This window comes from Bacteroides cellulosilyticus, assembly GCF_020091405.1.
In the GTDB taxonomy this organism is placed as follows: Bacteria; Bacteroidota; Bacteroidia; order Bacteroidales; family Bacteroidaceae; genus Bacteroides.
The window spans coordinates 1,058,375-1,084,173 of sequence record NZ_CP081903.1; the positions used below are offsets into that span (position 1 = coordinate 1,058,375).

At 45.4% G+C, this 25,799-nt stretch carries 22 protein-coding genes and 1 tRNA gene; 16 read left to right on the top strand and 7 right to left on the bottom strand.

Annotated features, from left to right (window positions below):
• Positions 1-85 precede the first annotated feature (85 nt).
• The 9 genes from murD (at position 86) to K6V21_RS03685 (ending at position 11,117) form a co-directional block, all read left to right on the top strand.
• The gene (gene murD / locus K6V21_RS03645; RefSeq protein WP_217712567.1) at positions 86-1,420 is read left to right on the top strand and encodes a UDP-N-acetylmuramoyl-L-alanine--D-glutamate ligase; all 1,335 of its coding nucleotides are present in this window, start codon (positions 86-88) and stop codon (positions 1,418-1,420) included.
• Between the two features lie 194 nt (positions 1,421-1,614).
• Positions 1,615-2,892, top strand: coding sequence for an FtsW/RodA/SpoVE family cell cycle protein (locus tag K6V21_RS03650; protein ID WP_217712568.1), 1,278 nt, complete (start codon positions 1,615-1,617; stop codon positions 2,890-2,892).
• A gap of 47 nt (positions 2,893-2,939) precedes the next feature.
• Positions 2,940-4,109, top strand: coding sequence for an undecaprenyldiphospho-muramoylpentapeptide beta-N-acetylglucosaminyltransferase (murG, locus tag K6V21_RS03655; protein WP_410490260.1), 1,170 nt, complete (start codon positions 2,940-2,942; stop codon positions 4,107-4,109).
• 82 nt (positions 4,110-4,191) lie between these two features.
• Complete coding sequence (gene murC / locus K6V21_RS03660) at positions 4,192-5,580, top strand: UDP-N-acetylmuramate--L-alanine ligase (protein ID WP_224320878.1); 1,389 nt, start codon at positions 4,192-4,194, stop codon at positions 5,578-5,580.
• Between the two features lie 21 nt (positions 5,581-5,601).
• Positions 5,602-6,342: a cell division protein FtsQ/DivIB gene (locus K6V21_RS03665; protein ID WP_217712570.1), complete on the top strand. Its 741-nt coding sequence runs from the start codon at positions 5,602-5,604 to the stop codon at positions 6,340-6,342.
• A gap of 19 nt (positions 6,343-6,361) precedes the next feature.
• Positions 6,362-7,789, top strand: a complete 1,428-nt coding sequence (ftsA, locus tag K6V21_RS03670) for a cell division protein FtsA (protein WP_044265191.1) — start codon at positions 6,362-6,364, stop codon at positions 7,787-7,789.
• A gap of 20 nt (positions 7,790-7,809) precedes the next feature.
• Positions 7,810-9,129, top strand: a complete 1,320-nt coding sequence (gene ftsZ / locus K6V21_RS03675) for a cell division protein FtsZ (protein WP_007210870.1) — start codon at positions 7,810-7,812, stop codon at positions 9,127-9,129.
• Positions 9,130-9,218: 89 nt separating this feature from the next.
• A complete protein-coding gene (locus tag K6V21_RS03680) occupies positions 9,219-9,668 on the top strand; it encodes a GatB/YqeY domain-containing protein (RefSeq protein ID WP_044265193.1) in 450 nt (149 codons plus the stop codon).
• 201 nt (positions 9,669-9,869) lie between these two features.
• Positions 9,870-11,117, top strand: coding sequence for an acyloxyacyl hydrolase (locus tag K6V21_RS03685; protein WP_217712571.1), 1,248 nt, complete (start codon positions 9,870-9,872; stop codon positions 11,115-11,117).
• 217 nt (positions 11,118-11,334) lie between these two features.
• On the opposite strand, the gene recO is transcribed toward K6V21_RS03685, so the two are convergent.
• Positions 11,335-12,069 carry a DNA repair protein RecO gene (recO, locus tag K6V21_RS03690; protein ID WP_044265197.1) on the bottom strand — a complete coding sequence of 245 codons (735 nt, stop codon included), beginning with the start codon at positions 12,067-12,069 and terminating at the stop codon, positions 11,335-11,337.
• Positions 12,070-12,355: 286 nt separating this feature from the next.
• On the opposite strand from recO, the gene K6V21_RS03695 reads away from it, so the two are divergent.
• The 3 genes from K6V21_RS03695 to gyrB all read left to right on the top strand — a co-directional run bounded on the left by K6V21_RS03695 (position 12,356) and on the right by gyrB (position 14,894).
• A tRNA-Glu gene (locus K6V21_RS03695) sits at positions 12,356-12,427 on the top strand.
• Positions 12,428-12,466: 39 nt separating this feature from the next.
• Positions 12,467-12,721, top strand: coding sequence for a 30S ribosomal protein S20 (rpsT, locus tag K6V21_RS03700; RefSeq protein ID WP_044265199.1), 255 nt, complete (start codon positions 12,467-12,469; stop codon positions 12,719-12,721).
• A gap of 211 nt (positions 12,722-12,932) precedes the next feature.
• On the top strand, positions 12,933-14,894 hold the full coding sequence (gene gyrB / locus K6V21_RS03705; protein ID WP_217712572.1) for a DNA topoisomerase (ATP-hydrolyzing) subunit B: 1,962 nt from the start codon (positions 12,933-12,935) through the stop codon (positions 14,892-14,894).
• A gap of 183 nt (positions 14,895-15,077) precedes the next feature.
• Here the strand turns inward: gyrB and K6V21_RS03710 are convergent, their stop codons facing one another.
• The 3 genes from K6V21_RS03710 to gpmI form a co-directional block, all read right to left on the bottom strand.
• Positions 15,078-15,659: a DUF3109 family protein gene (locus K6V21_RS03710; protein ID WP_217712573.1), complete on the bottom strand. Its 582-nt coding sequence runs from the start codon at positions 15,657-15,659 to the stop codon at positions 15,078-15,080.
• A gap of 68 nt (positions 15,660-15,727) precedes the next feature.
• Entirely contained in the window at positions 15,728-17,077 is a 1,350-nt protein-coding gene (locus K6V21_RS03715) for a WG repeat-containing protein (RefSeq protein ID WP_224320879.1), read from the bottom strand.
• A gap of 454 nt (positions 17,078-17,531) precedes the next feature.
• Positions 17,532-19,046: a 2,3-bisphosphoglycerate-independent phosphoglycerate mutase gene (gpmI, locus tag K6V21_RS03720; protein WP_217712575.1), complete on the bottom strand. Its 1,515-nt coding sequence runs from the start codon at positions 19,044-19,046 to the stop codon at positions 17,532-17,534.
• A 272-nt stretch (positions 19,047-19,318) separates the two neighbouring features.
• Between gpmI and K6V21_RS03725 the strand changes: the two genes are divergently transcribed.
• Positions 19,319-20,245 carry a magnesium transporter CorA family protein gene (locus tag K6V21_RS03725; RefSeq protein ID WP_149933995.1) on the top strand — a complete coding sequence of 309 codons (927 nt, stop codon included), beginning with the start codon at positions 19,319-19,321 and terminating at the stop codon, positions 20,243-20,245.
• A 7-nt stretch (positions 20,246-20,252) separates the two neighbouring features.
• On the opposite strand, the gene K6V21_RS03730 is transcribed toward K6V21_RS03725, so the two are convergent.
• The gene (locus tag K6V21_RS03730) at positions 20,253-21,077 is read right to left on the bottom strand and encodes a hypothetical protein (protein ID WP_224320880.1); all 825 of its coding nucleotides are present in this window, start codon (positions 21,075-21,077) and stop codon (positions 20,253-20,255) included.
• Positions 21,078-21,143: 66 nt separating this feature from the next.
• A complete protein-coding gene (locus tag K6V21_RS03735; protein ID WP_224322114.1) occupies positions 21,144-21,383 on the bottom strand; it encodes a hypothetical protein in 240 nt (79 codons plus the stop codon).
• Between K6V21_RS03735 and K6V21_RS03740 the strand changes: the two genes are divergently transcribed.
• Positions 21,344-21,454, top strand: coding sequence for a type II toxin-antitoxin system HicB family antitoxin (locus K6V21_RS03740; protein WP_258771430.1), 111 nt, complete (start codon positions 21,344-21,346; stop codon positions 21,452-21,454). The genes K6V21_RS03735 and K6V21_RS03740 overlap by 40 nt on opposite strands.
• Before the next feature lie 459 nt (positions 21,455-21,913).
• Positions 21,914-23,428 (top strand): PQQ-like beta-propeller repeat protein, encoded by a 1,515-nt coding sequence (locus K6V21_RS03745; RefSeq protein WP_224320881.1) that lies wholly within the window; start codon positions 21,914-21,916, stop codon positions 23,426-23,428.
• On the opposite strand, the gene K6V21_RS03750 is transcribed toward K6V21_RS03745, so the two are convergent.
• On the bottom strand, positions 23,429-24,034 hold the full coding sequence (locus K6V21_RS03750) for a ribonuclease HII (protein ID WP_044265213.1): 606 nt from the start codon (positions 24,032-24,034) through the stop codon (positions 23,429-23,431).
• Between the two features lie 96 nt (positions 24,035-24,130).
• Between K6V21_RS03750 and K6V21_RS03755 the strand changes: the two genes are divergently transcribed.
• On the top strand, positions 24,131-25,753 hold the full coding sequence (locus K6V21_RS03755; RefSeq protein WP_217712584.1) for a tetratricopeptide repeat protein: 1,623 nt from the start codon (positions 24,131-24,133) through the stop codon (positions 25,751-25,753).
• Positions 25,754-25,799 lie beyond the last annotated feature (46 nt).

Sequence of the window (25,799 nt, forward strand, 5' to 3'; positions counted from 1 at the left end):
AACCAATAAGAAACAAACTTGTAGCAACTACCAACTCCAGCCACTGCTTGTAGCTCGTAGCTGGTAGCCCGTAACTAAAGAAAACATGAGTAGAATTGTAGTATTAGGAGCCGGAGAGAGTGGTGCAGGTGCTGCCGTACTCGCCAAAGTGAAGGGATTCGACACATTCGTATCCGACATGTCCGCCATTAAAAGCAAATATAAAGAAGTGCTGGACAGGTACGACATCTCCTGGGAAGAGGGACAGCATACAGAAGAGCTGATTTTAAATGCCGAAGAAGTGGTGAAAAGCCCCGGCATCCCCAATGATGCTCCGATTATATTGAAACTGAAAAAGCAAGGTACGCCTGTCATCTCTGAGATAGAGTTTGCAGGACGCTATACCAATGCAAAAATGATATGTATTACCGGTTCAAACGGTAAGACCACTACCACCTCACTCATTTATCACATTTTCAAGAGTGCAGGTCTGAATGTAGGATTGGCAGGCAACATTGGCAAGAGCCTTGCTTTGCAGGTGGCCACGGATCAACATGATTACTACGTGATTGAGCTCAGTTCTTTCCAGTTGGATAACATGTATAAGTTCCGCGCTAATATTGCCGTGCTGATGAATATTACGCCCGACCACCTGGACCGCTACAATCACTGCATGCAGAACTATGTGGACGCAAAGTTCCGTATCACGCAGAACCAGACACCGGAAGATGCTTTCATCTTCTGGAATGACGACCCCATCATCAAACGCGAACTGGACAAACACGGGTTATGCGCCCATCTTTATCCATTCTCCGCAATGAAAGAAGATGGAGCCATAGCCTACGTAGAAGACGGTGAAGTGGAAATCAACGAACCCATCGCCTTCAACATGGAGCAGGAGAAATTGGCTTTACAAGGCACACATAACTTATACAATTCTCTCGCCGCAGGCATCTCTGCCAATCTTGCCGGAATAGAGAAAGAATATATTCGCCGTGCCTTGTCCGACTTCAAAGGCGTAGAACACCGCCTTGAAAAAGTAGCCACAGTGCGCGGTGTAGAGTTTATCAACGACTCTAAAGCTACCAACGTAAATTCATGCTGGTATGCTTTGCAGAGCATGAAAACGAAAACGGTCCTGATACTGGGCGGAAAAGATAAAGGCAACGACTATACAGAAATTGAGGACCTGGTGCGCGAAAAATGCTCTGCCCTGGTTTACCTGGGATTGCATAACGAAAAGTTGCACGATTTCTTCGATCGCATGGGATTGCCCGTTGCCGATGTGCAGACCGGTATGAAAGATGCCGTAGATGCCGCTTTCCGTTTAGCGAAAAAAGGCGAAACGGTATTACTGAGTCCTTGTTGCGCAAGCTTCGACCTCTTCAACAGTTATGAAGATCGCGGAGACCAGTTCAAGGAATACGTAAGAGCATTATGACCGCGCCCGGGATCAGAATTTTATCCCGCACCCGGGAAAGCAGGCTATCCCCTACCCGGGATAGGAAGCTATCCCCCACCCGGGATAGGGGGCTATCCCGTACCCGGGATAAAAAGACGGTCGCACATCGTGAGAAAAGCAAGCGTATATGAGCGCTTTCATTCTTTAATTATTAACTATTAATTTGCGAAGCATTGGACTTACTCAGAAGCATATTCAAAGGTGACAAGGTAATCTGGATCATATTCCTTTTCCTTTGCCTCATTTCTATCGTAGAAGTGTTCAGCGCCGCGTCTACACTGACGTACAAGAGCGGCGACCACTGGGGGCCTATTACACAGCACAGCATCATCCTGATGGTGGGCGCTGTAGTAGTGGTGTTTATGCACAATATTCCTTATAAGTGGTTTCAGGTGTTCCCTGTGTTCCTGCTTCCTTTGTCCGTAGTATTACTGGGTCTCGTCATGATGATGGAACGCATCAACGGTGCTGCACGCTGGATGACCTTCATGGGTATCCAGTTCCAGCCTTCGGAGGTGGCAAAGATGGCCGTGATCATCGTCACTGCCTTTATCCTCTCCAAGGGACAGGATGAAGACGGGGCCAGTCCGAAAGCCTTTAAGCGTATCATGATTATCACAGGTGTTGTCTGCCTGCTGATTGCACCGGAGAACCTTTCGACGGCGGCTTTACTTTTCGGAGTGGTTTTTCTGATGATGTTCATCGGACGGGTGGCAATGAAGAAACTGTTAATACTGGCCGGTGCTCTGGCAGGAGTAGCAATCATAGGTGTGGCATTCCTGGTACTGACCAAGAATAGCGATTTACCGTTCCTGCACCGTTTTGACACATGGCGTGCCCGTATAGAGAAATTCACGGATGACACAGAAGTACCTGCCGCCAAATTCGATATTGACAAAGATGCCCAGATAGCCCACGCCCGTATTGCCGTAGCCACAAGCAACGTTGTAGGTAGAGGACCGGGCAACTCAGTACAGCGCGACTTCCTGAGCCAAGCATTCTCTGACTTTATCTTTGCCATCATTGTGGAAGAATTGGGATTGATAGGCGGGGCTTTCGTCGTATTCCTCTACGTCTGCCTGCTGATACGAGTCGGGCGTATAGCGAAGAAGTGCGACCGAACGTTTCCGGCCTTCCTCATCATAGGAATTGCGCTGCTGCTTGTATCGCAAGCCGTATTTAACATGATGGTAGCAGTAGGATTGGCACCGGTCACCGGGCAACCGCTGCCGCTTATCAGTAAAGGTGGTACCTCCACACTTATCAACTGCGCCTATATCGGCATGATATTGAGTGTGAGTCGCTATACTGCCAAATTGGAAGAGATTAAAGAACATGACGCACAGATACCGATGCAAGTGGAAGCTGCTGTCGAAGAAAGAAATAGCGAGATACAAACAGCGGCCGAACCAACAGCAAAGGTGCTGAATAGTGATGCAGAATTCGAGTAGGAGATAACGGAGTGATAACTCCTTTAACTCCTGCAATAAATTTAAGTATGAAAGATATGAATAATAGTCATAACGGAGAGGCTCCCCGCATTATCATAAGCGGTGGAGGTACAGGGGGACATATATTTCCCGCAGTATCCATTGCCAATGCCATCAAGGAACTACGCCCCGATGCAGAAATCCTCTTTGTAGGTGCAGAAGGACGGATGGAAATGCAACGCGTGCCCGATGCAGGATACAAAATCATCGGTTTACCTGTGGCAGGCTTCGACCGTAAACGCTTATGGAAAAACTTTGCAGTGATTATAAAGTTACTCCGCAGCCAGCTGAAGGCACGCCGCATACTGAAAGAGTTTCATCCTCAGGTAGCGGTAGGTGTAGGCGGTTATGCCAGTGGCCCTACGCTAAAAGTAGCAGGCATGATGGGAGTACCGACTTTGATACAGGAACAGAACTCTTATGCAGGCGTAACAAATAAGCTGCTGGCACAAAAAGCCTGCAAGATTTGCGTAGCGTATGATGGAATGGAAAAGTTCTTTCCCGCGGATAAGATTATTATGACAGGAAATCCGGTTCGACAAAATCTGTTAGCAAATAAGCAGAGTCGCGAAGCTGCCGTGACCTCTTTCGGTTTCAATCCGGAGAAGAAAACAATATTGATACTGGGTGGAAGTCTTGGAGCGCGTACTATAAACCAGACGCTGATTGCCGCACTGGATACGATCAAAGCACACGGTGACATCCAGTTCATCTGGCAGACCGGAAAGATATACATCCAGCAAGTGAAAGATGCCATCACTACCACCACCGGAGAAGCGGTACGTAATCCACGCATTTCAGCTATCCCGAACCTCTATGTGACGGACTTCATTAAAGATATGGCAAGTGCGTATGCGGCTGCCGATCTGGTCATTTCGCGTGCAGGAGCAGGATCTATCTCAGAGTTCTGCCTGCTGAATAAACCGGTTATTCTGGTACCTTCACCCAATGTGGCAGAAGATCACCAGACTAAAAATGCACTGGCCCTCGTAGATAAGGAAGCCGCCATTTACGTGAAGGATGCAGATGCAATGAAGCATCTTATTCCGGTAGCACTCGAAACGGTTGCCGATGCACAAAAACTAAAAACGTTGAGCGAGAACATTGCCAAATTGGCTCTGCCGGACTCAGCAACTATAATTGCAAAAGAAGTATTGAAACTGATAGATAAACCATAATAATTCAATGAATGAACTGTAGTAACTCAATTCCCCTCCTCCCGGGAGGAGGAGAATTGAGATAGTATTAAACTATAAGAAGATGAATATAGAGAATATCAAATCCGTATATTTCGTCGGTGCCGGCGGCATCGGTATGAGTGCCCTGATACGTTATTTCTTATCAAAGGGCAAACTCGTAGCTGGTTACGACCGCACTCCGAGCGAACTGACCGAACACCTTATCGCAGAAGGCGCACAGATACATTATGAAGAAAATGTAAGCCTGATCCCCGAAGATTGCAAGGACGAGGAAACAACTTTAGTTGTATACACCCCGGCCGTTCCGCAAGACCATACCGAGTTAGTGTACTTCCGCAATAACGGTTTCGAAATACAAAAACGCGCCCAGGTTCTGGGAACAATCACCCACAGCAGTAAAGGTCTGTGCGTAGCCGGAACGCATGGTAAAACCACCACCAGCACAATGGCTGCACATCTGCTTTATCAGTCACATGTAGGCTGCACCGCATTCCTCGGAGGCATCTCCAAGAATTATGGAACCAACCTGCTGCTGTCTCAGTCCAGTCCGTACACAGTGATCGAAGCAGATGAGTTCGACCGTTCTTTCCATTGGTTATCACCGTACATGAGTGTCATTACAGCTACTGACCCCGATCATCTGGATATCTACGGTACGGAAGAAGCCTATCTGGAAAGCTTCCGTCATTATACAACCCTGATTCAACCGGGCGGCGCATTGATCATTCACAAAGACATTGCTTTAAAGCCTGATGTGCAATCCGGGGTAAAGGTTTATACCTATGCTCGCACCGAAGGTGATTTCCATGCTGAGAATATCCGCATCGGGAACGGTGAGATATTTATCGACTTCGTGGCACCTGATACACGTATCAATGATATCCAATTAGGTGTTCCCGTGAGCATCAATATAGAGAATGGTGTGGCAGCCATGGCGCTCGCCCACCTCAACGGTGCTACGGACGAGGAAATCAAACGCGGCATGGCAAGTTTCCGCGGAGTAGACCGCCGTTTCGACTTCAAGATCAAGAATGACAAAGTGGTATTCCTGAGCGACTACGCCCATCATCCTGCCGAAATAGCACAAAGCGTAAAGTCTATCCGCGATCTATATCAGGACAAGAAAATAACAGCTATCTTTCAGCCACACCTTTACACACGTACCCGTGACTTCTACAAGGAATTTGCCGATAGTTTGTCTCTGCTCGACGAAGTGATCCTCGTAGATATCTATCCGGCACGTGAACAACCGATTCCCGGTGTCACCAGTCAGCTGATATACGACAACCTGCGTCCGGGCATTGAAAAATGTATGTGCAGGAAAGAAGACATACTGAACCTGCTGTCGCAGAAAAAGATCGAGGTTCTGATTACTTTAGGTGCAGGAGACATAGATAACTACGTTCCCGAAATCACGAAACAACTTAAACTAAGAATTCTTCATTCTTAATTCTTCACTAATATAAACATTATGCTAAAGCGAATTCTATTGTCTATCGTCCTGCTGCTCGTCATCGCCTATCTGGTGGTAGCTATCACGGCTTTCAACCGGAAGCCTGCCGGACAGGTGTGTCGTGACATGGAATTGGTTATCAAAGATACAGTTTATGCCGGCTTCATCACCAAGAAAGAAGTAACGGGTATGCTGGAGAAGAAAGGTATTTATCCCGTTGGCAAACCAATGGACCGCATTCGCAGCAAAACATTGGAGCGGGAACTCGCCAAACATCCGCTGATCGACGAAGTGGAATGTTATAAGACTCCCAGTGGAATACTCTGTGTGGAAGTCAGCCAGCGCATCCCCATCCTGCGAGTGATGAGCGCAAACGGTGAAAACTACTATCTGGACAACAAAGGCACCGTAATGCCACCCGACGCAAAGTGCGTTGCTCACCTTGCCATAGTGACCGGAAGAGTAGAAAAGTCGTTTGCCATGAGGGATTTATATAAGTTTGGTGTATTTTTGCAGAATAATAAGTTCTGGGACGCACAGATCGAACAGATACATGTGCTGTCGGACAAGAATGTGGAATTAGTGCCCCGTGTGGGCGACCACATCATCTATCTCGGTAAGTTGGACGGCTTTGAGCGCAAGCTCGAACGGGTGAAAGCTTTCTATGAAAAAGGATTAAATAAGGTAGGATGGAACAAATATTCACGTATTAACGTTGAATTTAGTAATCAGATTATCTGTACAAAACGAGGAAATTAAATAAATTAGGAATATATCTATGGCAACAACAGAATTTATCGCCGCTATCGAGTTGAGTTCTTCCAAGATTTCCGGTATCGCCGGCAAGAAGAACAGCGACGGAAGCATACAAGTGCTGGCCTACGCGCGTGAGGATGCCTCTTCTTTTATCCACAAAGGAGTCATCTACAACATAGACAAGACCGCACAGGCTCTGACTTCCATCATCAACAAGCTGGAAAGCCAGTTGAACAACTCCATTGCCAAAGTATATGTAGGCATCGGCGGACAGTCATTGCGCACGGTAAAGAATGCGGTAAGCCGTGTGCTGGAAGAGGAAGGGATTATTTCGCAAGAGTTGGTAGATGCAATCAGCGATGAAAACCTCGAAGTTCCCCTGATGGACATGAGTGTGCTGGATGTAGCCCCGCAGGAATATAAGATAGACAACAATCTTCAGGCCGATCCGGTGGGTGTGGCAGGCAAACGTATCACAGGAAACTTCCTGAATATCGTGGCGCGTGCTTCCCTCAAGAAGAATCTGGAGCACAGCTTCGAGCAGGCCAAAGTAGAAATTGCCGACTTGCTCATCGCCCCGATAGCCCTGGCCAATGCCGTGCTGACGGAAAGCGAAATGCGCTCGGGATGTGCCTTGGTAGACTTCGGGGCAGATACGACTACCGTATCAGTATATAAAAATAACATTCTCCGCTTCCTTAGCGTACTACCGCTGGGGGGAAACAATATCACCCGTGACATTACCGCCCTGCAAATGGAAGAAGCCGAAGCCGAGCAACTGAAGCTGAAATACGGAGATATGCTTTACGAGGAAGAAGAGACAGAAGCACCGGCAGTCTGCACACTGGAGGACGGTCGTAGCATCGAGTTGAACGTACTGAACGACATCATCGACGCCCGTGCCGAAGAAATCCTTGCCAATGTATGGAACCAACTGCAACTTTCCGGATACGAAGACAGATTGCTGTCCGGCATCATCTTCACCGGTGGGGGCGCCAACCTGAAAAACATGGAGGACGCATTCCGCAAACGCAGCAAGGTCGATAAGGTAAAGACCACCCGGTTTGTACACAACACCATCCATGGCTTCAGCGATGTACTGAAGAAAGACGGCATGCAGAATACACTGCTCGGCCTGCTTGCTGCCGGCAACGAAAACTGCTGCCTGCAAGAGGTGAAACCTGCACCTGCCGCTTCCACCGTTACTCCACCGAAACCCGTCGATATGTTTGGCGACGACGAAGCCCTAAAAGAACAGGAAGCCGCTGCCCGTGCCGCCAAAGCACAGCGCGAGAAGGAAGAGAAAGAACGTCGCGAACGGGAACGCAAGGAGAAAGAACGTAAAGAAAAAGAAGAGAAAAAGAAAAAGAAGAAAGAAGGTCCCAGCTGGTTTGAAAAGACTTTCAACAAGATTTCCAATGAGATTTTCTCGGATGACGATTTGAAATAAACTCAAAAAAATAAGGAACTATGGACGATATAGTACAATTCGATTTCCCGACAGATTCACCGAAGATCATTAAAGTGATTGGTGTAGGTGGTGGTGGTGGTAATGCCGTGAACCACATGTACCGGGAAGGCATACACGACGTGACGTTCGTTCTGTGTAACACGGACAACCAAGCGTTGAAAGAGTCTCCCGTCCCCGTAAAACTACAATTGGGGCGTTCTATTACCGAGGGACTGGGTGCCGGAAACCGTCCCGAACGTGCCCGAGAAGCCGCCGAAGAAAGTAGCGAAGAAATCAAATCGCTGCTGAACGACGGTACCAAAATGGTATTTATCACCGCCGGAATGGGTGGCGGAACAGGTACGGGAGCTGCTCCCGTCATTGCCCGCATAGCCAAGGAGATGGACATCCTCACCGTCGGTATCGTCACCATACCTTTTATCTTCGAAGGTGAAAAGAAAATTATCCAGGCGCTGGATGGCGTGGAACGTATCGCCCAGCATGTAGATGCTCTACTGGTTATCAACAACGAGCGCCTGCGCGAAATATATTCCGACCTTACGTTTATGAATGCTTTCGGCAAGGCAGATGATACGTTGTCTATCGCAGCCAAGAGTATTGCAGAGATCATCACCATGCGTGGAACGGTGAACCTGGACTTTGCAGATGTAAAGACCATCCTCAAAGACGGTGGCGTTGCCATCATGAGCACCGGCTTCGGCGAAGGTGAAAGCCGTGTGACGAAAGCCATCGACGATGCCCTGCACTCTCCGTTGCTGAACAACAACGATATCTTCAATGCCAAGAAGGTGATGCTGAACGTATCCTTCTGCGAAAGCTCGGAACTGATGATGGAGGAAATGAACGAGATCCACGAATTCATGAGCAAGTTCCGCGAAGGCGTAGAGGTAATCTGGGGTGTGGCTATGGACAACACACTGGAAGGTAAAGTAAAGATTACCGTACTCGCCACCGGTTTCGGCATGGAAGATGTTCCCGGTATGGACAGTGTACTCGAAAAGCGCAGCCAGGAAGAGGAAGAACGCCAGCTTCAGCTCGAAGAAGAAAAAGAAAAGAACAAAGAGCGTATCCGCAAGGCTTATGGCGAAAGTGCCAGCGGCATCGGTAGCAAGAACATCCGCAAACGCCGACATATCTATATCTTCAACCCCGAAGATCTGGATAATGCCGATATTATCAGCATGGTAGAAAGTTCACCGACATACCTGCGCGATAAGAGCACCTTGAGCACCATTAAAACCAAAGCGGCTACCGAAGGACAGCTTGCTACGGAAGAGGCACAGGGCGGTGAAGATATGGGAGGAGTGATTACCTTCTAAATCCGCCTTAAGACATCTTTCATCCGCAGACTACGCGGATGAAAGATCAGAACATACGATAACGTAATAAACAAAAATAGAGTAAACTTATGGATTTATTTGAAAGAGTCAGCGAAGACATTAAAACCGCAATGAAGGCCAAAGACAAAGTGGCACTCGAAACATTAAGAAACATCAAGAAAGTATTCCTGGAAGCAAAGACCGCTCCGGGCGCCAACGATACTCTGACCGACGACGCTGCATTAAAGATCATGCAGAAGTTGATGAAACAAGGCAAAGATGCCGCTGAAATATACATCCAGCAAGGTCGTCAGGACCTGGCAGACGATGAACTGGCACAAGTGAAGGTGATTGAAGTTTACTTGCCGAAGCAGATGTCCGCCGAAGAACTGGAAGCTGCCCTGAAGGAAATCATTGCCGAGACAGGTGCTACCAGTGGTAAAGATATGGGGAAAGTAATGGGCGTTGCTTCCAAGAAGCTTGCCGGACTTGCCGAAGGTCGTGCCATCTCCGCCAAAGTGAAAGAATTGCTGGGATAAACTCCCGCCTCATTTCTGTTATAAGCCGTGTTTCCGGAAGATAGAAGAAAGTAATTTAACTTCTATCGCCCGAAAACACGGCTTCTTTTCGCATTTTATTGAGTATCATAATTTTTATTTCAAATACTATCATTATATTTGCCACGCATTTTCAAGGGAATATCCCCGCATAATAATAAAACTAGAATTCTGGTACAGTATATGAAAAGCAATATAAAGATGTGGAAATTAATGGTCCTTGCGGGGGCAATGCTTTTCTTGTCTGACATAGCTTACGCCAAAAGCCGGACACAAGACAGTGTACCGGGATATAAACCGGATACGGGATACTTCGCCAAACGTTTTATTCACAGACTGGGCGTAGAATACCGCCCGGGGTATATATTCCCTACCAGCTCATTCCTGGCGGGGGACAACTCCCAATGGAAACCTTTCGAATGGGGCTATTCCGCCCACCTGAAATATTCATTCCAGTTCAAACCCAATACTTGTGCCGACCGGATTTACGGCAGCGCCTACCAAGGTATAGGCGTAGGCTACTACGACCTCGGAAGCAAAGAAGAACTGGGAAACCCGATTGCCGTTTACGTCTATCAAGGGGCGCGCATTGCGCGTATCACCCAACGGTTGTCACTCAATTACGAATGGAACTTCGGTGTGTCCTTCGGCTGGAAACCCTATGACGAACGCTACAACCCGCACAACAGTGTAATCGGCTCGAAAGCCAATGCCTATATCAACGCCGGCGTGCAACTGAACTGGATGGTTTCACGGCAGATCGACCTGATTGCCGGAGTAACCGGTACCCACTTCTCTAATGGCAACACCAAATTCCCCAATGCGGGTCTGAACACCATGGGATTGAAAGTAGGCGTCGTCTATAACTTCAACAGACCGGAAGATGCGCTTGCCAAACCCACATACTATGCACCTGTACCGAAATTTCCGCGCCACGTCAGTTATGACCTAACCCTGTTCGGCTCATGGAGGCGGAAAGGCGTGTGGGTAGGTAGCGGACAGATCGCTTCACCGGATGCTTATACGGTGCTTGGTTTCAACTTCGCCCCCATGTACAACATCGGATATAAATTCCGTACCGGTGTTTCGCTGGATGGTGTATACGATGCCAGCTCCAATGTTTATACGATCCCCGGAAACGGAAATGAGTGCTACAAGCCGTCTCTTCACAAGCAGTTAGCCCTGGGTATTTCAGGACGTGCGGAATACGTGATGCCCTACTTCACAGTCGGTGTCGGTATCGGTGCCAACGTTCTGCATGGTGGCGGCGACCACAAAGGTATCTACCAGGTGTTGACGCTGAAAGTGGAACTTACCCGCAGCTCCTACCTGCATGTGGGTTACAATCTGAAGAATTTCAGTGATCCGAACTATCTGATGCTGGGTATCGGCTTCCGTTTCAATAACAAGTATCCGACTTTCCACCGCTGATACAACGCATCCGGTCCGGGAGTTCTTCCCCATATCCCTCATACATCTCTATCACATCCCTATTTAATCTCATGCAAAAGATGGCATCTTTTACATCAAAAGGTGGCATGTTATGCTACAAAAGATGGCATCTTTTACAGCGAAAGATGGCATCTTTTGCGCCAAAGGTCAGTGAGATATACAGGAAAGGGTTTATTGTTCTACGTCAAAGGACTTATTAATCCATATCAAAGAGCTCCTTAAGCACCTCAAGAGACTTTAATACGGGAAAGTCAGGCAAGTGGAGGCGATAATATTCATTCATTATTGTAAGGCAGCGGGTACGTTCAGCGCGGTTCATGGCAAAGAGGTGCATTGTTTCATAATTCATGCGCATCAGCATCGTCAGCCGTGAAGCCTCCGCAGGAAGTATATAAAATGAATGAAGCTGCGGGCGCAAAGGAGTGAAACAGGCATTCAGCAGATCAAAGTAATCACCATTCTCATAATCCTCCAGATTAGGGTATAATCCCAGGAAGCGGGATAAGCGCATCAGAAACACCAGATGGAAATTGGCAAAACTATCGCGGCACTCGTCCAGCCAGATAATAGAATGTCGCAGATAAGCAAACAACGGACGGTTCTCAGCCTCTTCGCGCACCGCACGATACAGGAACTCCGCCAGGAAAAGCGCTATGGAAGATTTGTACGGATCGTAGGGAATGGAAGAAAACGGATAGTAAGACTTCGCCTCCGTTATCTTATACATACTGGCGTTCGAACGGAAATCCGCCTCCAACTCCACCAAGGCGAGTGGCTGAAACAGCACCGATTTCACCGCAGCCTTCCGCGAACGGGGTATCTTTACAATGAACGAAGCGCGTCCGGCCGTCTCCGTATAGATGTCCGCAATAAGAGAGGTATCGTTATATTTCAGGGTATGCAGCACAATCCCCAGCGTTTTCTGTAACATTCGCGCTTCAAGTTTTGGTTTCAATCCGGTAACAAAACTACGAAAAAAGCCGGAAATAACGGGAATAAAACAAGGATAAATAAAAAAATGCAGGTAGGGAAGTAAAAAAATGAAAGATATTATTCTCCTGATATTCAGACCATAAACACAAAATCAGAGAATAAACGCTACAAATCCCTTTATTTTTTTCCAAAGATTATTTTGCCAATTCAAAAATAGTCCCTACATTTGCAACCGCAAACGAGAGATAATCTCTCTGCAAGAGCAGAAATGCTCAACAAAGGATGGCCCGTTCGTCTATCGGTTAGGACGCAAGATTTTCATTCTTGAAAGGGGGGTTCGATTCCCCCACGGGCTACAATTAAAAAAATAAACGAATTAAAAAAGATTAGTCGAGATGGCAAATCACAAATCATCACTGAAAAGAATCAGACAAGAAGAGACTAGAAGACTTCACAACAGATATTATGGCAAAACCATGAGAAATGCTGTTAGAAAGCTTCGTTCTACAACCGACAAGGCAGAAGCTACTGCAATGTATCCGGGCGTAACTAAGATATTGGACAAATTGGCCAAGACCAATGTAATCCATAAGAATAAAGCTAACAACTTGAAGTCAAAGTTGGCTCTCTACATTAATAAGCTAGGATAAGCTAATTAATATTACACAAAAGACATACAAGGAAAGTCGGACTTTTTAGTCCGACTTTTTCTGCATCTGCACCTATCGCCCCACCCCGTTCCGGAACCTTCCGCAAGAAGCTAAAAAGCTGTAAACGAATCAAATTTATCACTCAGTTTAGTTTCGTATCTCACGAATTTTCACTATATTTGCTCTGTTATTTGAATAAGGAAATTAGATTATGACTGAAGAACAGATTAACTCCAATAACGGGAGCTATTCAGCCGAGAACATCCAGGTTCTGGAAGGTTTGGAAGCTGTTAGAAAGCGTCCCGCGATGTATATTGGTGACATTAGTACGAAAGGACTTCACCACCTGGTTTATGAAGTTGTGGATAACTCTATCGACGAAGCGCTCGCCGGCTATTGCGACCACATTGAAGTAACCATCAACGAAGATAATTCCATCACTGTACAGGATAACGGACGTGGTATTCCGGTTGATTTTCACGAAAAAGAGCAGAAATCAGCCCTGGAAGTTGTCATGACCGTATTGCATGCCGGCGGTAAGTTCGATAAGGGATCTTACAAAGTATCCGGAGGTTTGCACGGTGTAGGTGTATCTTGTGTGAACGCCCTGTCCACACACATGACTACGCAGGTTTTCCGTAACGGAAAAATCTATCAGCAGGAATATGAATGCGGACATCCGCTGTATCCGGTAAAGGAAATCGGAACAAGCGATATTACAGGTACACGTCAGCAATTCTGGCCGGATAACACGATCTTCACGGAAACCGTTTATAACTACGAGATCCTTGCTACCCGTATGCGCGAGTTGGCCTACCTGAATGCAGGCATCAAGATCACTCTGACCGACCTTCGTGTAAAAGATGAAGAAAACAATACCAAGATGGAAGTTTTCTACTCGGAAGAAGGTTTGAAGGAATTCGTCCGCTACATCGACTCCTCCCGCGAACATCTGGTAAATGATGTAATCTACATCAACACAGAGAAACAAGGCACACCGGTGGAAGTGGCTATCATGTACAATACGTCTTATAACGAAAATATCCACTCTTACGTAAACAATATCAATACCATCGAAGGTGGTACGCACCTTGCTGGTTTCCGCCGCGCACTGACCCGTACGCTGAAGAAATATGCCGAAGACAACAAGATGCTGGAAAAAGCCAAAGTAGAAATCGCAGGCGATGACTTCCGTGAAGGTCTGACGGCTGTAATCTCTATCAAGGTACAGGAACCACAGTTTGAAGGACAAACCAAGACGAAGCTCGGAAACAGCGAAGTTATGGGAGCCGTAGACCAGGCTGTAGGTGAAGCACTGAACTATTATCTGGAAGAGCATCCGAAGGAAGCCAAGATGGTGGTAGACAAAGTGATTCTGGCCGCACAGGCACGTGTTGCCGCACGTAAGGCGCGTGAATCCGTGCAACGTAAGTCACCGATGTCCGGTGGCGGTATGCCGGGTAAGTTGGCCGACTGTTCAAGCAAGGACCCGGAAGAATGCGAATTGTTCCTTGTCGAGGGTGACTCGGCAGGTGGTTCTGCCAAGCAAGGCCGCGACCGTAGATTCCAGGCTATTCTGCCGCTTCGCGGTAAAATCCTGAATGTTGAAAAGGCCATGTGGCATAAAGCGTTCGAGAGTGATGAAGTCAACAATATTATTCAGGCTCTCGGCATCCGTTTCGGTGTGGACGGCGAAGACAGCAAGGAAGCAAATATCGATAAGTTGAGATATAAGAAGGTGATTATCATGACCGATGCCGACGTCGATGGTTCTCACATCGACACGTTGATCATGACGCTCTTCTTCCGCTACTTCCCGCAGGTTATCCGCAACGGCTATCTGTATATCGCCACTCCGCCCCTCTACCTCTGCAAAAAAGGTAAAGTGGAGGAATATTGCTGGACAGACCAACAACGCCAGAAGTTTATCGATACCTATGGCGGTGGCTCGGAAAATGCCGTGCACACACAACGTTACAAAGGTTTGGGTGAAATGAACCCGGAACAGTTGTGGAGCACAACCATGAATCCGGAAAACCGTATGCTGAAACAGATAAGCATTGAGAATGCTGCTGAAGTAGACTACGTCTTCTCTATGCTTATGGGCGAAGATGTTGGCCCACGTCGTGAATTCATTGAGAAGAACGCAACATATGCAAATATAGATGCATAAGAAAAAACAGTGACTAATGATTAACGATTAGTGATTAGTCACTGAATAACACGTTTTTATTAACCAACCTCACATCTTACAACGAAGAAACGCCGGATGGACAGGAAAATCCTGTTATCCGGCGTTTTTCTTTTCAGCTCACGAAATAGAGAAATCCGCCTGTGATATGGTTCCGTACTATCCTTACAACAGATTCTGTTTCTTCATCTCTTCTGCCACCAATTCCAGTTCAGCATACCAATCCTCACCGAACTTACGTATCAACGGTTCTTTCAGAAACCTGTATACCGGCAGATTCTCTTTCCGCCCCAGCAATACGGCGGCTTTACACACATCCCAACGGTTATAATTCACTGCCTTATAAACTCCGTAATTTCCTACCCTGATCGGATACAAATGACAGGAAACAGGTTTGTAGAAATCTGTCTTTCCGTCCCGGTAAGCCTTCTCTATGGCGCAATAGCAACAGCCTTTCTCATCATAACAAGTAAAAACACAATCCTTGTTGTTGACAATGGAGGTCACCAAATCACCCTCACAATCAGTATACACTACACCATGTTTCTCTATAACGGCACGTGCCTCGGGAGCAAGTTCTTCCCAAATCACAGGCAGTACTTCTTCCAGCTTTTCTATTTCATCCAGTTCCACCGGAGCCCCGGCATCTCCCTCAACACAACAAGCACCCTTGCAGGCATCCAGATTGCATATAAACTTTTCACGCAGCACATCAAAGCTCACCACTACATCACCTATCTGTATCATTTCCTATAAAAAATTAATTGCGGATGCAAAGATAACACTTTGTTCCGCAATTAATAAGCACAGATTACCTATTTATCGAATGCCAGGATATAAGCCCCGGTCTTATCCACGAAGCCGCTCACATAAGAACCGTCATCTTTTACGCGAGCATAGCAATATGCCAGCCCATTAAAGAAGTTCCTTATCGAGGCATTGGTCTTTCCCTGCCCGATATGAACAGTTCCCTTCGGATCAATGATTGCCTTGCCGCCTATTTTGCGATAATCATTGCCTGCCCCAACCGCAGAAAGTCCCTCCAGGAAGACCAGTTCAATAAGTCCGTCACGCTGCGGCATTACAAAGTCCGCACTGAAACCAGGCACAGGTTTCAGATCTTTATCAAGCAGCAATACCTTGCGATTATCATCGCGGGCGTATGCATAACCATCTTTAAAGGGACACAAACGGTTGAACTCACCTCCATACGGTTTTCCGGTTTTGTCAATCATCTGATACAATCCATTAGACGTCTGCACAACCACATACCCTTCACTGAAACGATATGGACGTTCCTTAAAAGCAGGCTCAATCATCACATTTCCGGCAGTGTCTATAAATCCCCAGCGCTCTTTCTGCAACTCCTTATCCACTACCAATACAGCTGCCAGACCTTCACTAAAGTCATCAACTTCCTTATACACAGGAGTTATCGCCAACTTACCGCTTCTATCATAAAAGCCCCACAACCCCTTTTCCGCATCAAAGAAAGCCGCCAACCCATCACAGAAATCGCGCGGTACGGCACTATCATCCAGATACTCTTTGCTGGCACGTGCCAAACCGGGATAAATTTCCTTTCCCAATGTATCAATATAGATTACAGACGTTTTATAGTTAACCATCTTCCGAACCAACGCGCGGCCATCTTTAAAATCGGACACTCTGGAATAAGTCTCAGGCAATGGAGTTTCCTTACCCGTTTTATCAATAATGAAAAAACGCGTTTTATAATTTACTTCCTTTGTAACAACCGCATATCCGTGATCGAAAGCACAAGTCTGATCATACCGTCCCTTATACTTGCAAGGTATCACCCGTTCTCCTTTCTTATTAATGTATCCCCAAAGGTGAGTTTCGGCATCTTCTACCCACAACATATCATCGCTGAAACATTCCATATCAGAGTGTACGGCCAATCCGCTTATCCAAATAGTGGCGGGCGTCAAATGGGGTACAGCGTAGCCAGTCGCCGCTTCTTCCTGCTTCGGCAGAACGGCGGGCTTTTCAACCTGCGCTTCGGTTTGCTTTTCATCTTTTTGCTCTACCACCCCTACTTTCTCAGCTGCTTTCTTCATCTTTCCTAAGAAACCTTGGGCAGATATTTGCGTACACGGTAACGCAAATAAACATACCATTACCAATAATCTTTCTCTTTTCATAATCGTCAATTTAAAGTTTCATTACTAATCAACAAAATTAACGGGGAAAAGAAAAAGAAAAGAAGCATACGGTCAAAAGAAGAAGCATTTCAACAAAAGTAGGAAAAACTACGTTTACGAAAAGAACTTTATGGGATATGTTATTATGATCAACTGTTTACCATCTTCCCTACACAACCGACAACTACCTTGGAGGATTTCCAGATACAGGCAGTTTTTGGTATACTGAATTTCATGATCCGACTTCGCCAGATTCCGAAAAATCCGGGCACACGCAACATTCCCCAAAACAAGCAACATGACAAACAGAATAGTTTCATTTCATCAATTGTGTGTATTATCTGCAAAGATAGTCTTTTAGAGAAATAGCCATCGGAATATAAAAAAAGAGATGCCTCAGAGAGCAGAAATACTCCCGGGACATCTCCTTTTATAAAATATCGTAAATTATAGTTTACTTAATCAAGTCTTTTCCTGTCATATCAGCCGGCTGCGCCATACCCAGAATGTGAAGGATAGAAGGAGCAACATCTGCCAAAACACCATTCTCAACTTTAGCGTTCTTGTTCTCGGTTACATAAACAAAAGGAACCGGATTCAGAGAGTGAGCAGTGTTCGGAGTGCCGTCTTCGTTCAGTGCATGGTCTGCATTACCGTGGTCAGCGATGATGATTACTTCATAATCGTTAGCTTTGGCTGCTTCTACCGTATCTTTCACACATTCGTCAATAGCTTTTACAGCTTTCTCGATAGCACTATAAATACCGGTATGTCCTACCATATCACCGTTAGCGTAGTTCACAACAATGAAATCGAACTTCTGAGTGTTGATAGCTTCCACCAATTTATCCTTTACTTCGTAAGCACTCATCTCCGGTTTCAGGTCGTAAGTCGCTACTTTCGGAGACGGAACCAGGATGCGCTCTTCAGCGTCATACGGAGTTTCACGACCACCGTTGAAGAAAAAAGTTACGTGAGCATACTTTTCCGTTTCAGCAATGTGCAATTGAGTCTTGCCTTGAGCTGCCAGATATTCTCCCAATGTATTCTGAACATTTTCCTTATCGAAAAGAACATGTACGCCTTTGAAAGATGCATCATACGGAGTCATGCAGTAGTATTGCAAGCCCGGAATGGTGTGCATACCCTGTTCCGGCATATCTTGTTGAGTCAGCACTACGGTCAACTCTTTCGCACGGTCGTTACGATAGTTGAAGAAGATAACTACATCACCTTCCTTAATGGTTCCGTCGAAGTTACCATTTACAATCGGCTTGATGAATTCGTCCGTCACACCTTCGTCATAAGATTCCTGCATAGCCTGAACCATATCGGTAGCTACTTTACCTTCGCCGTTTACCAGCAAGTCATAAGCCACTTTCACACGTTCCCAGCGTTTGTCGCGATCCATTGCATAGAAACGACCTACGATAGAAGCAATCTTACCTGCTGACTTTTCGCAATGTGCAGTCAGTTCTTCAATAAAGCCCTTACCACTCTTCGGATCGGTATCGCGTCCATCCATGAAGCAGTGAACAAAAGTATTATCCACACCATATTCTTTGGCAATATCGCAAAGTTTGAATAAGTGGTCGAATGAGCTGTGTACGCCACCGTTGGAAGTCAATCCCATGAAGTGAACGTTCTTACCGTTTTCTTTGGCATAAGTGAAGGCGGCAACGATTCCCGGGTTCTTCAGAATGCTATTGTCGGCACATGCACGGTTAATCTTTACCAGATCCTGGTATACGATACGTCCGGCGCCAATATTAAGGTGTCCTACTTCCGAGTTACCCATCTGACCGTCGGGCAAACCTACGTCTTCACCGCTTGCCTGAAGCTGTGAGTGAGGATATGCTGTCAGCAGACTGTCCCAGTACGGAGTAGGTGTATTGAAAATCACGTCGTCTTTCCCCTGATCGCCGATACCCCAGCCATCAAGAATCATTAAAAGGGCTTTCTTACTCATAATATTAATTGATTTTAAATGTACAATCTTTAACCTTAACAAAAACGTTCTTTATAGGGAGAACGATTTTTCCGGCTGCAAAGGTACAAAAAAGCACGGTTAAAGCGTACTGTTTCAAATGATTTATGTACTTTTGTCGCGCTTTAAAAAACAAAAAACAAGAAATATGGACGATTCAAACCCACGAACGTGCAATAGTATTTATAATTAAAGCGAACAGAGACGTTGCCCGCAATGCCTCAGTTCGTTCCTAAAGAAAGGAGGCCATTACGATGAGAACGTACCTTTATTCTGAAGCCGGCTTTATAGAAAAGTCGCAATGGATGCCCAATAGCTGGGTAAACGTTGAATGCCCCGATGACAATGATTTTGATTTCCTCACCCAAGAGTTGAAAGTTCCGGAATCTTTTTTGGAAGATATCGCCGATGCGGATGAACGCCCGCGTACGGAAACGGAAGGCAACTGGTTGCTCACCATCCTGCGTATCCCGATGCAAAGCAGTCAGCATGGCATTCCCTTTATCACCGTGCCAATAGGCATCATTACCAATAATGAAATTATCGTATCGGTATGTTACCACAAGACTGAACTCATCTCGGATTTTATCCAACATACACGTCGCAAAGGTATCGTAGTGAACAATAAGCTGGACTTGATCCTGCGGATGATTTATTCTTCCGCTGTCTGGTTTTTGAAGTATCTGAAACAGATAAACAATGATGTAGCCAATGCGGAAAAAGAGTTGGAGAAAAGTATCCGCAATGAAGACTTGCTCCGTCTGATGAAGTTGCAAAAAACCCTTGTCTACTTCAACACTTCCATCCGCGGAAATGAAGTGATGATCGGGCGATTGAAGAATATCTTCCAGGATACCGACTATCTGGATATGGAGCTGTTGGAGGATGTAGTCATTGAACTAAAACAGGCATACAATACCGTAAACATTTACAGCGACATCCTGACAGGAACGATGGATGCTTTTGCCTCCATTATTTCCAACAACGTCAATGCTATCATGAAACGCATGACGAGCCTTTCCATCACGCTCATGATACCGACACTGATAGCCAGTTTCTACGGCATGAACGTGGATATTCACCTGGAAGGTTTCCCGTATGCTTTCATATTCATTATCCTGATCTCCGTAATATTATCGGCAGGAACATTTATCTGGTTCAGGAAGATTAAGTGGTTCTAAAATACCATTACCGCATTTGTTTTTGTATTGAAGATGGTGTAGTCGCGGTTTCGTGACTATCATCATCTTCTTCTTTTATTTCCTCCTCCACCTTGTCCGCTTTATCCACCTTGTCCGCTCCGGCAGCAGTAGGTTGCGTTTTCCAGGTAAGGCGCGTTGTCATAACAGAAGGTTTAGTACCGGAAGGTTTCATGAAGCTGTCCATCCAGGAGTCGTCAGCATCGTCAACATTCTTCAGGTTCGTAGCTACCGAAGATTGAAGTACAGGAGATTGGGATGCGGAAGACATCTGTACCGGCTGATTCGGAGCGTTCAGCAGGAAAGCATACGTATTCTTCGTATCCTTCAAGGCACTCGAAGTTTTGAAGAAAGTAACTAGATTCATGATCACCAGAAAGACAGCCGCAATGGGCGCAAGAGCTATGATAATCGCCAGTCGAATCAGCAACATCAGGAAGGGATAAAAAAGGCTGTCAATGATATCATTGCTGATCACCCGCACTTCTCTTGAAGATTTTGTGGACTTAAAAGCCGAAGGAATGCCGCCAATACCTGCATATATCCACGCATTCATGGCATCACCGGTAGATTGCCAGATGGAAAAGCCCAGTATCATGAAAGCCAATACGAAGATGCACTTTATCAGCGCCCATACTTTCCGTCTGCCCAAAGTAGATAGTTCCTCTTCTGCGGCTTTCAAATTACAGTCGTAGCACAAAGGTTTGCCATCATAAGAATAAACAGAACTATTCAGACAGTTCTGACATAACCCCACTCCACAAGATGCGCAGGTGGCGACAGCGTAGTCATTCAAATGTTTATAGCAATTCATAGCAGTGTCTTTCTTTGTGTACAAAGATATACAAAGAAAGACACTTTACCTAATACGACGTCAGTTTTATTTTTCCGCTTCGTATATTTCCTTTACTTCACTTGCACTTAACACACGTGTATCATAAACCCGAAGATTATCAATACTCATGGAAAGAGCATTCAGCGTTGTAGTAGAGTTTCGTTTCATCGTACCGCCAAGTTGGAACTTAACACCATGATGGAGTGGAACCACGCAAACCGTATAGTGGTACACTAAATATTCGTATTTCTCCGGATGTTCACGGAAGAATAGCTGCTCTTGCACAAGAAGCCGGGACTACGATTAATGGTTATATCAAACAAGCCTTAGAAAATCAACTGAAGATGGCCCATTAGAATGACCTCTATCCCCTTACATGAGGCGGTCAATAAGTAACATTACAAGTGACCCACTGGAGTTGTTCGCTCGAACGACTTCAGTTAATCAATCGAACGACTCCGGTTATTCACTCGAACAAATCCAGTCGGTCATTTATAAACAAACAAGTGAAAGGCACGAAGAAAGGGATATTCGTCCGTGAGAAGCACATCTCAGAAGATAAGAAGAAACAACCCGGTGAAGCGATGACTGAAAGCTGAAAACAATCCTTCAGGACGTGCTTTCAGCTGAAAGGCCGATAAACAGGGAGATAATGAAAACTGAAAGCACTGAGACAATGGAAAATATTTCAAAACGATTGCCCATATTCTATCCCTTCGACCTGAAAAATTCGCAAATAATACGTATGTTTGCGCCAAAATAGGTCAATGAACATGAAAATACACAGGAATTTAATACTTGTATGCCTGCTCCTCATGGCATCAATCTCTTACGCGCAGTCCGAAACCATCGTCGTAGGAAAGAAAGCGGACGGAACGGACTTAAAAGCACAGTGCTACACTTTTCCGCAGCGGGTGGAAACTTTCTCCATGAGTGATAAAGGCGATTATCTCTGCGTCAGTTTCAGGGAAACCACTAAAAGCGGCAAGTATCTGAAGAATAAAGGAGAAATAGGTTTCTATGACACAAAGAGCAGTCAACTCCTATGGAAACAGCCGATTGACTTCAGCAAATCACGGATAACTTGTCTTTCGGAAGGGGTCTTGATAACTGAAATCGGCAGCAAGATATCATTGCTCAGTAGAGAGACAGGAGCAAAGAGATGGGAAGCCAATTTATTTCCGGTATATGTGGACGATTCATTGGGATTGGTCTTAGGTTATAACTCCCCTACCTCCAACAAACTCCGCGCTGTCAACTTGAAATTCGGTAACGATTTGTGGGAAAACAAAATACCTCATCAATACGGTTGGAACGAAGTTCTTGATCTGGAACAAAATAAACGCCTGATTGTAGCGGATGCATTGCATAAGCTGGATTTCATGACCGGAGAGTTACTGACCTATCCGGGAAAACCGGGAGCTCATGATACAAAAGCGGCATTGTTGCAAGGACTAGCCGCCGTAGCAGTCGGAGTAGCCGGTGGCGTAGCAACCGGTGGTGCCTATTATTACAGCTATGTTCCCATTGCCAATAATACAATCACGGGGTTGACTTCCAATATACTATCTCAGGATTCAGTTTATTACTGGGCAGACCGTCAACACATCTCCTGTATGGACACGGCTTTCAACGTAGTGTGGCAAACAGAGTTTCCTGATGTGAAAGCTTCCCGCTCTCAACTTTTCGTGCAAGATGGTAAGTTATTCATGCTGAATTACGGCTACGGATTACGCGAAGGAGCAAGTCGCAAGAAATATGGGCGCCCATTTATAGCCTGTTATAACTTGCTAAACGGAGAAGAAATCTTCTTCAACCAACTAAGTGTAAAGAAAGATATGATTGAAGATGCCCTGCGGACTGATGACGCACTCTACATGCTGTTCGATGACGGAATGGCTTATCAAGAACTGACGGATTCTGTCGTAAATATTGTACCTTGGGATACCAAGCAATACGGTAAGCTGGAAGCGATGTTGCCCGGTACACTCTATGCAGCCAACAAAGATACAACAGCTTTCCAGTCGCTCGCCTACAATGGGGAACATTGCCTGGTATATAATGATCAGGGAGTCATCTATGAAGTAGACAAGAATTTGAATATTGGCAAGACCTACGAACGGGAACGGATTTACAGTCCCAGTATTCAACTAAAAGATTATTTATGTATCGGCAATCGTGGAGACTATTGGTTCATTCATGAAATGGGAATGCCTGTAGCCCATCTTCAAACTGATTTCAAGAAGGGACAGGTGATTGATAATAAGCTGCTGCTACTTAATAATGAAAACCAATTCCTGTTTATCGATCTGGATGAAGCGATAGAATAATCACTTGAAATCAAGTGCTAACTGCCCGTCACCCAACAGATTGAATGTCATGCGGTGATAAGGCGTAGTTCCACGTTCGGCGATGGCTGCACGATGCTTCTTCGTGGGATACCCTTTGTTATGATCCCAATCATAATATGGAAATTCCTCGTGAAGACGGTTCATATAATCATCACGATAGGTTTTGGCAAGCACAGAAGCCGCCGCAATGGAAAGATACTTGCCGTCGCCCTTAATCACCGTGGTATGCGGAAGATCCTGATATTTTTTGAAGCGGTTGCCATCTATAAGCAGATGCTGCGGGCGCATCTTCAATTGATCTACGGCCCGATGCATGGCAAGGAAAGAAGCGTTCAGGATATTAATCTTATCAATCTCTTCGGGAGATACGATACCAACCGCCCATGCCAGTGCTTCTTTCTCAATCACTTCACGCAAAGCATAGCGCTGATGTTCCGTCAACTGTTTGGAATCATTCAGTAGTTCGTTCTTGAAATCTTTGGGAAGAATCACGGCAGCAGCATATACAGCTCCTGCCAGACAACCACGTCCGGCCTCGTCACAACCGGCTTCTATCAGATCTTTATTCAAATAAGGCAATAGCATACAGCATTAATTTAGAGGCACAAAGATAAATCTTTTTGAAAGCAAACCTGACTTTTAAAGGAAAATAATTACATTTGCAGAAACAACAAATATACTATGAAGCAAGTACTGTACCTAATATTTGCAGTTTCCCTATTAACCACGATCCCCTTACAGGCTCAAGACAGCAAACAAGCCCAAAACTTATTAGAACAAGCTCAAAACTCCTTGTTCAGTAACCCCAAGCAGGCCTCATACTATGCAGCTCAGGCAGCTGCCTTATTTCCCGAAGACGAGCCCGATGAAACCCGTGCACAAGCTATGATACTCTATTGCCAAGCAGAGCAACTGCTGGGTAACTTCGATTTGAGTATCAAGAATTTGTATGATACACAGAGATATATCAATCCCGCAAACAAACGGCAAACAGCTCAGCTTTATTCACTCATGGGACGTGTATATAGTAAATTGGGCGATTATAACAAAGGGATAGAACTCAATGATAAGGCAACCTCTATTTTCAAGTCTTTAGGAGATTCGGCTTCAGTGGCCGGATGTTATAATGAGCGTGGAGTCATGCATTATCTGCTTGATGAATTTCTGGTAGCAGAAAGATTTCTTCAACGGGCATTGACTATCAACCGTGCCCAAAGGAACTTAAAAGAGATTGCTACCAATCTGAATAATTTATGTCTATATCAAGGAGATACGGACAAGAAACTATCTTTTATTCAGGAAGCCATAGCCATCAATAAAAATCTGGATGCACAATGGTCATTGGGAGAGAACTACAACAATATGGGCAAGCAATATTACTTCGGCGAGCAATACTCCAAAGCTTTGGAAGCTCTGCAGAAAGCCTATGAATACGCCCATAATATCGGTGCCAAGGAATTGATTTGTGATTATTATGAATATTCATCCTGGGTATATGCCGCCATAGGTGATTATGACCAGGCCTATAAACGGCTCAGTCAAATGTATGCTTTAAGCAAGGAGCTACAAAGTAGCAACAAGTTGCGCAACATTGAACAGGAAATCTCTTATAAAAGATATCAGGATCAGAAATATGCTACCGAAATGCAAGAGCAAACTTATAAGATAGAACTACTAAAGCGCAACCTATGGCTTTTGGGCAGTATACTTGTTCTTGGTTTAGCCTTCAGTATATTCTTATATAAATGGTATAAACGCAGAAAAGGTCTTCAACTAATAGAAGCCCGATATCAACTGGAACTGTCACAACGGGAAATATCCGAATTGAAACTGCACCAACAGGAATTGGAACTGCAAAATGTACAAAGCGCCTTAGACAACAGTCAACAAGAAGTAACCAGCTTTGCCGTATTTCTTAGAAGCCGTAACGAGTTGCTGGACAAAATACGTGAGATGATTAAGGAAGGGTATAGAATGGACAACCAAGCACTGGTTCCCCACTTAAAGAAGGTAAATGCTTTTATCAGCCAATACCAAAGCGGAGATAAGACCAATAATACATTGCTGCTGAGTGTTGAGGAGAAAAATAAAGAGTTTATCGAAAAACTCGTAAAGCAACACCCCAACCTCACACAAGGCGAAAAATATCTCGCGACCTTATTACGGGTGAATCTCTCTACAAAAGAAATCTCAATGATTACTGGAAGCACTCCCAAAACCATCAACATGAACCGTTACCGGTTGCGCAAATCACTCAACTTATCCACAGAAGAAGACTTAACTACATATTTGCAAAGTGTTTAACCCCATCCTTACACACAATAGCATTTTGTAGATATAACCCCAGAAT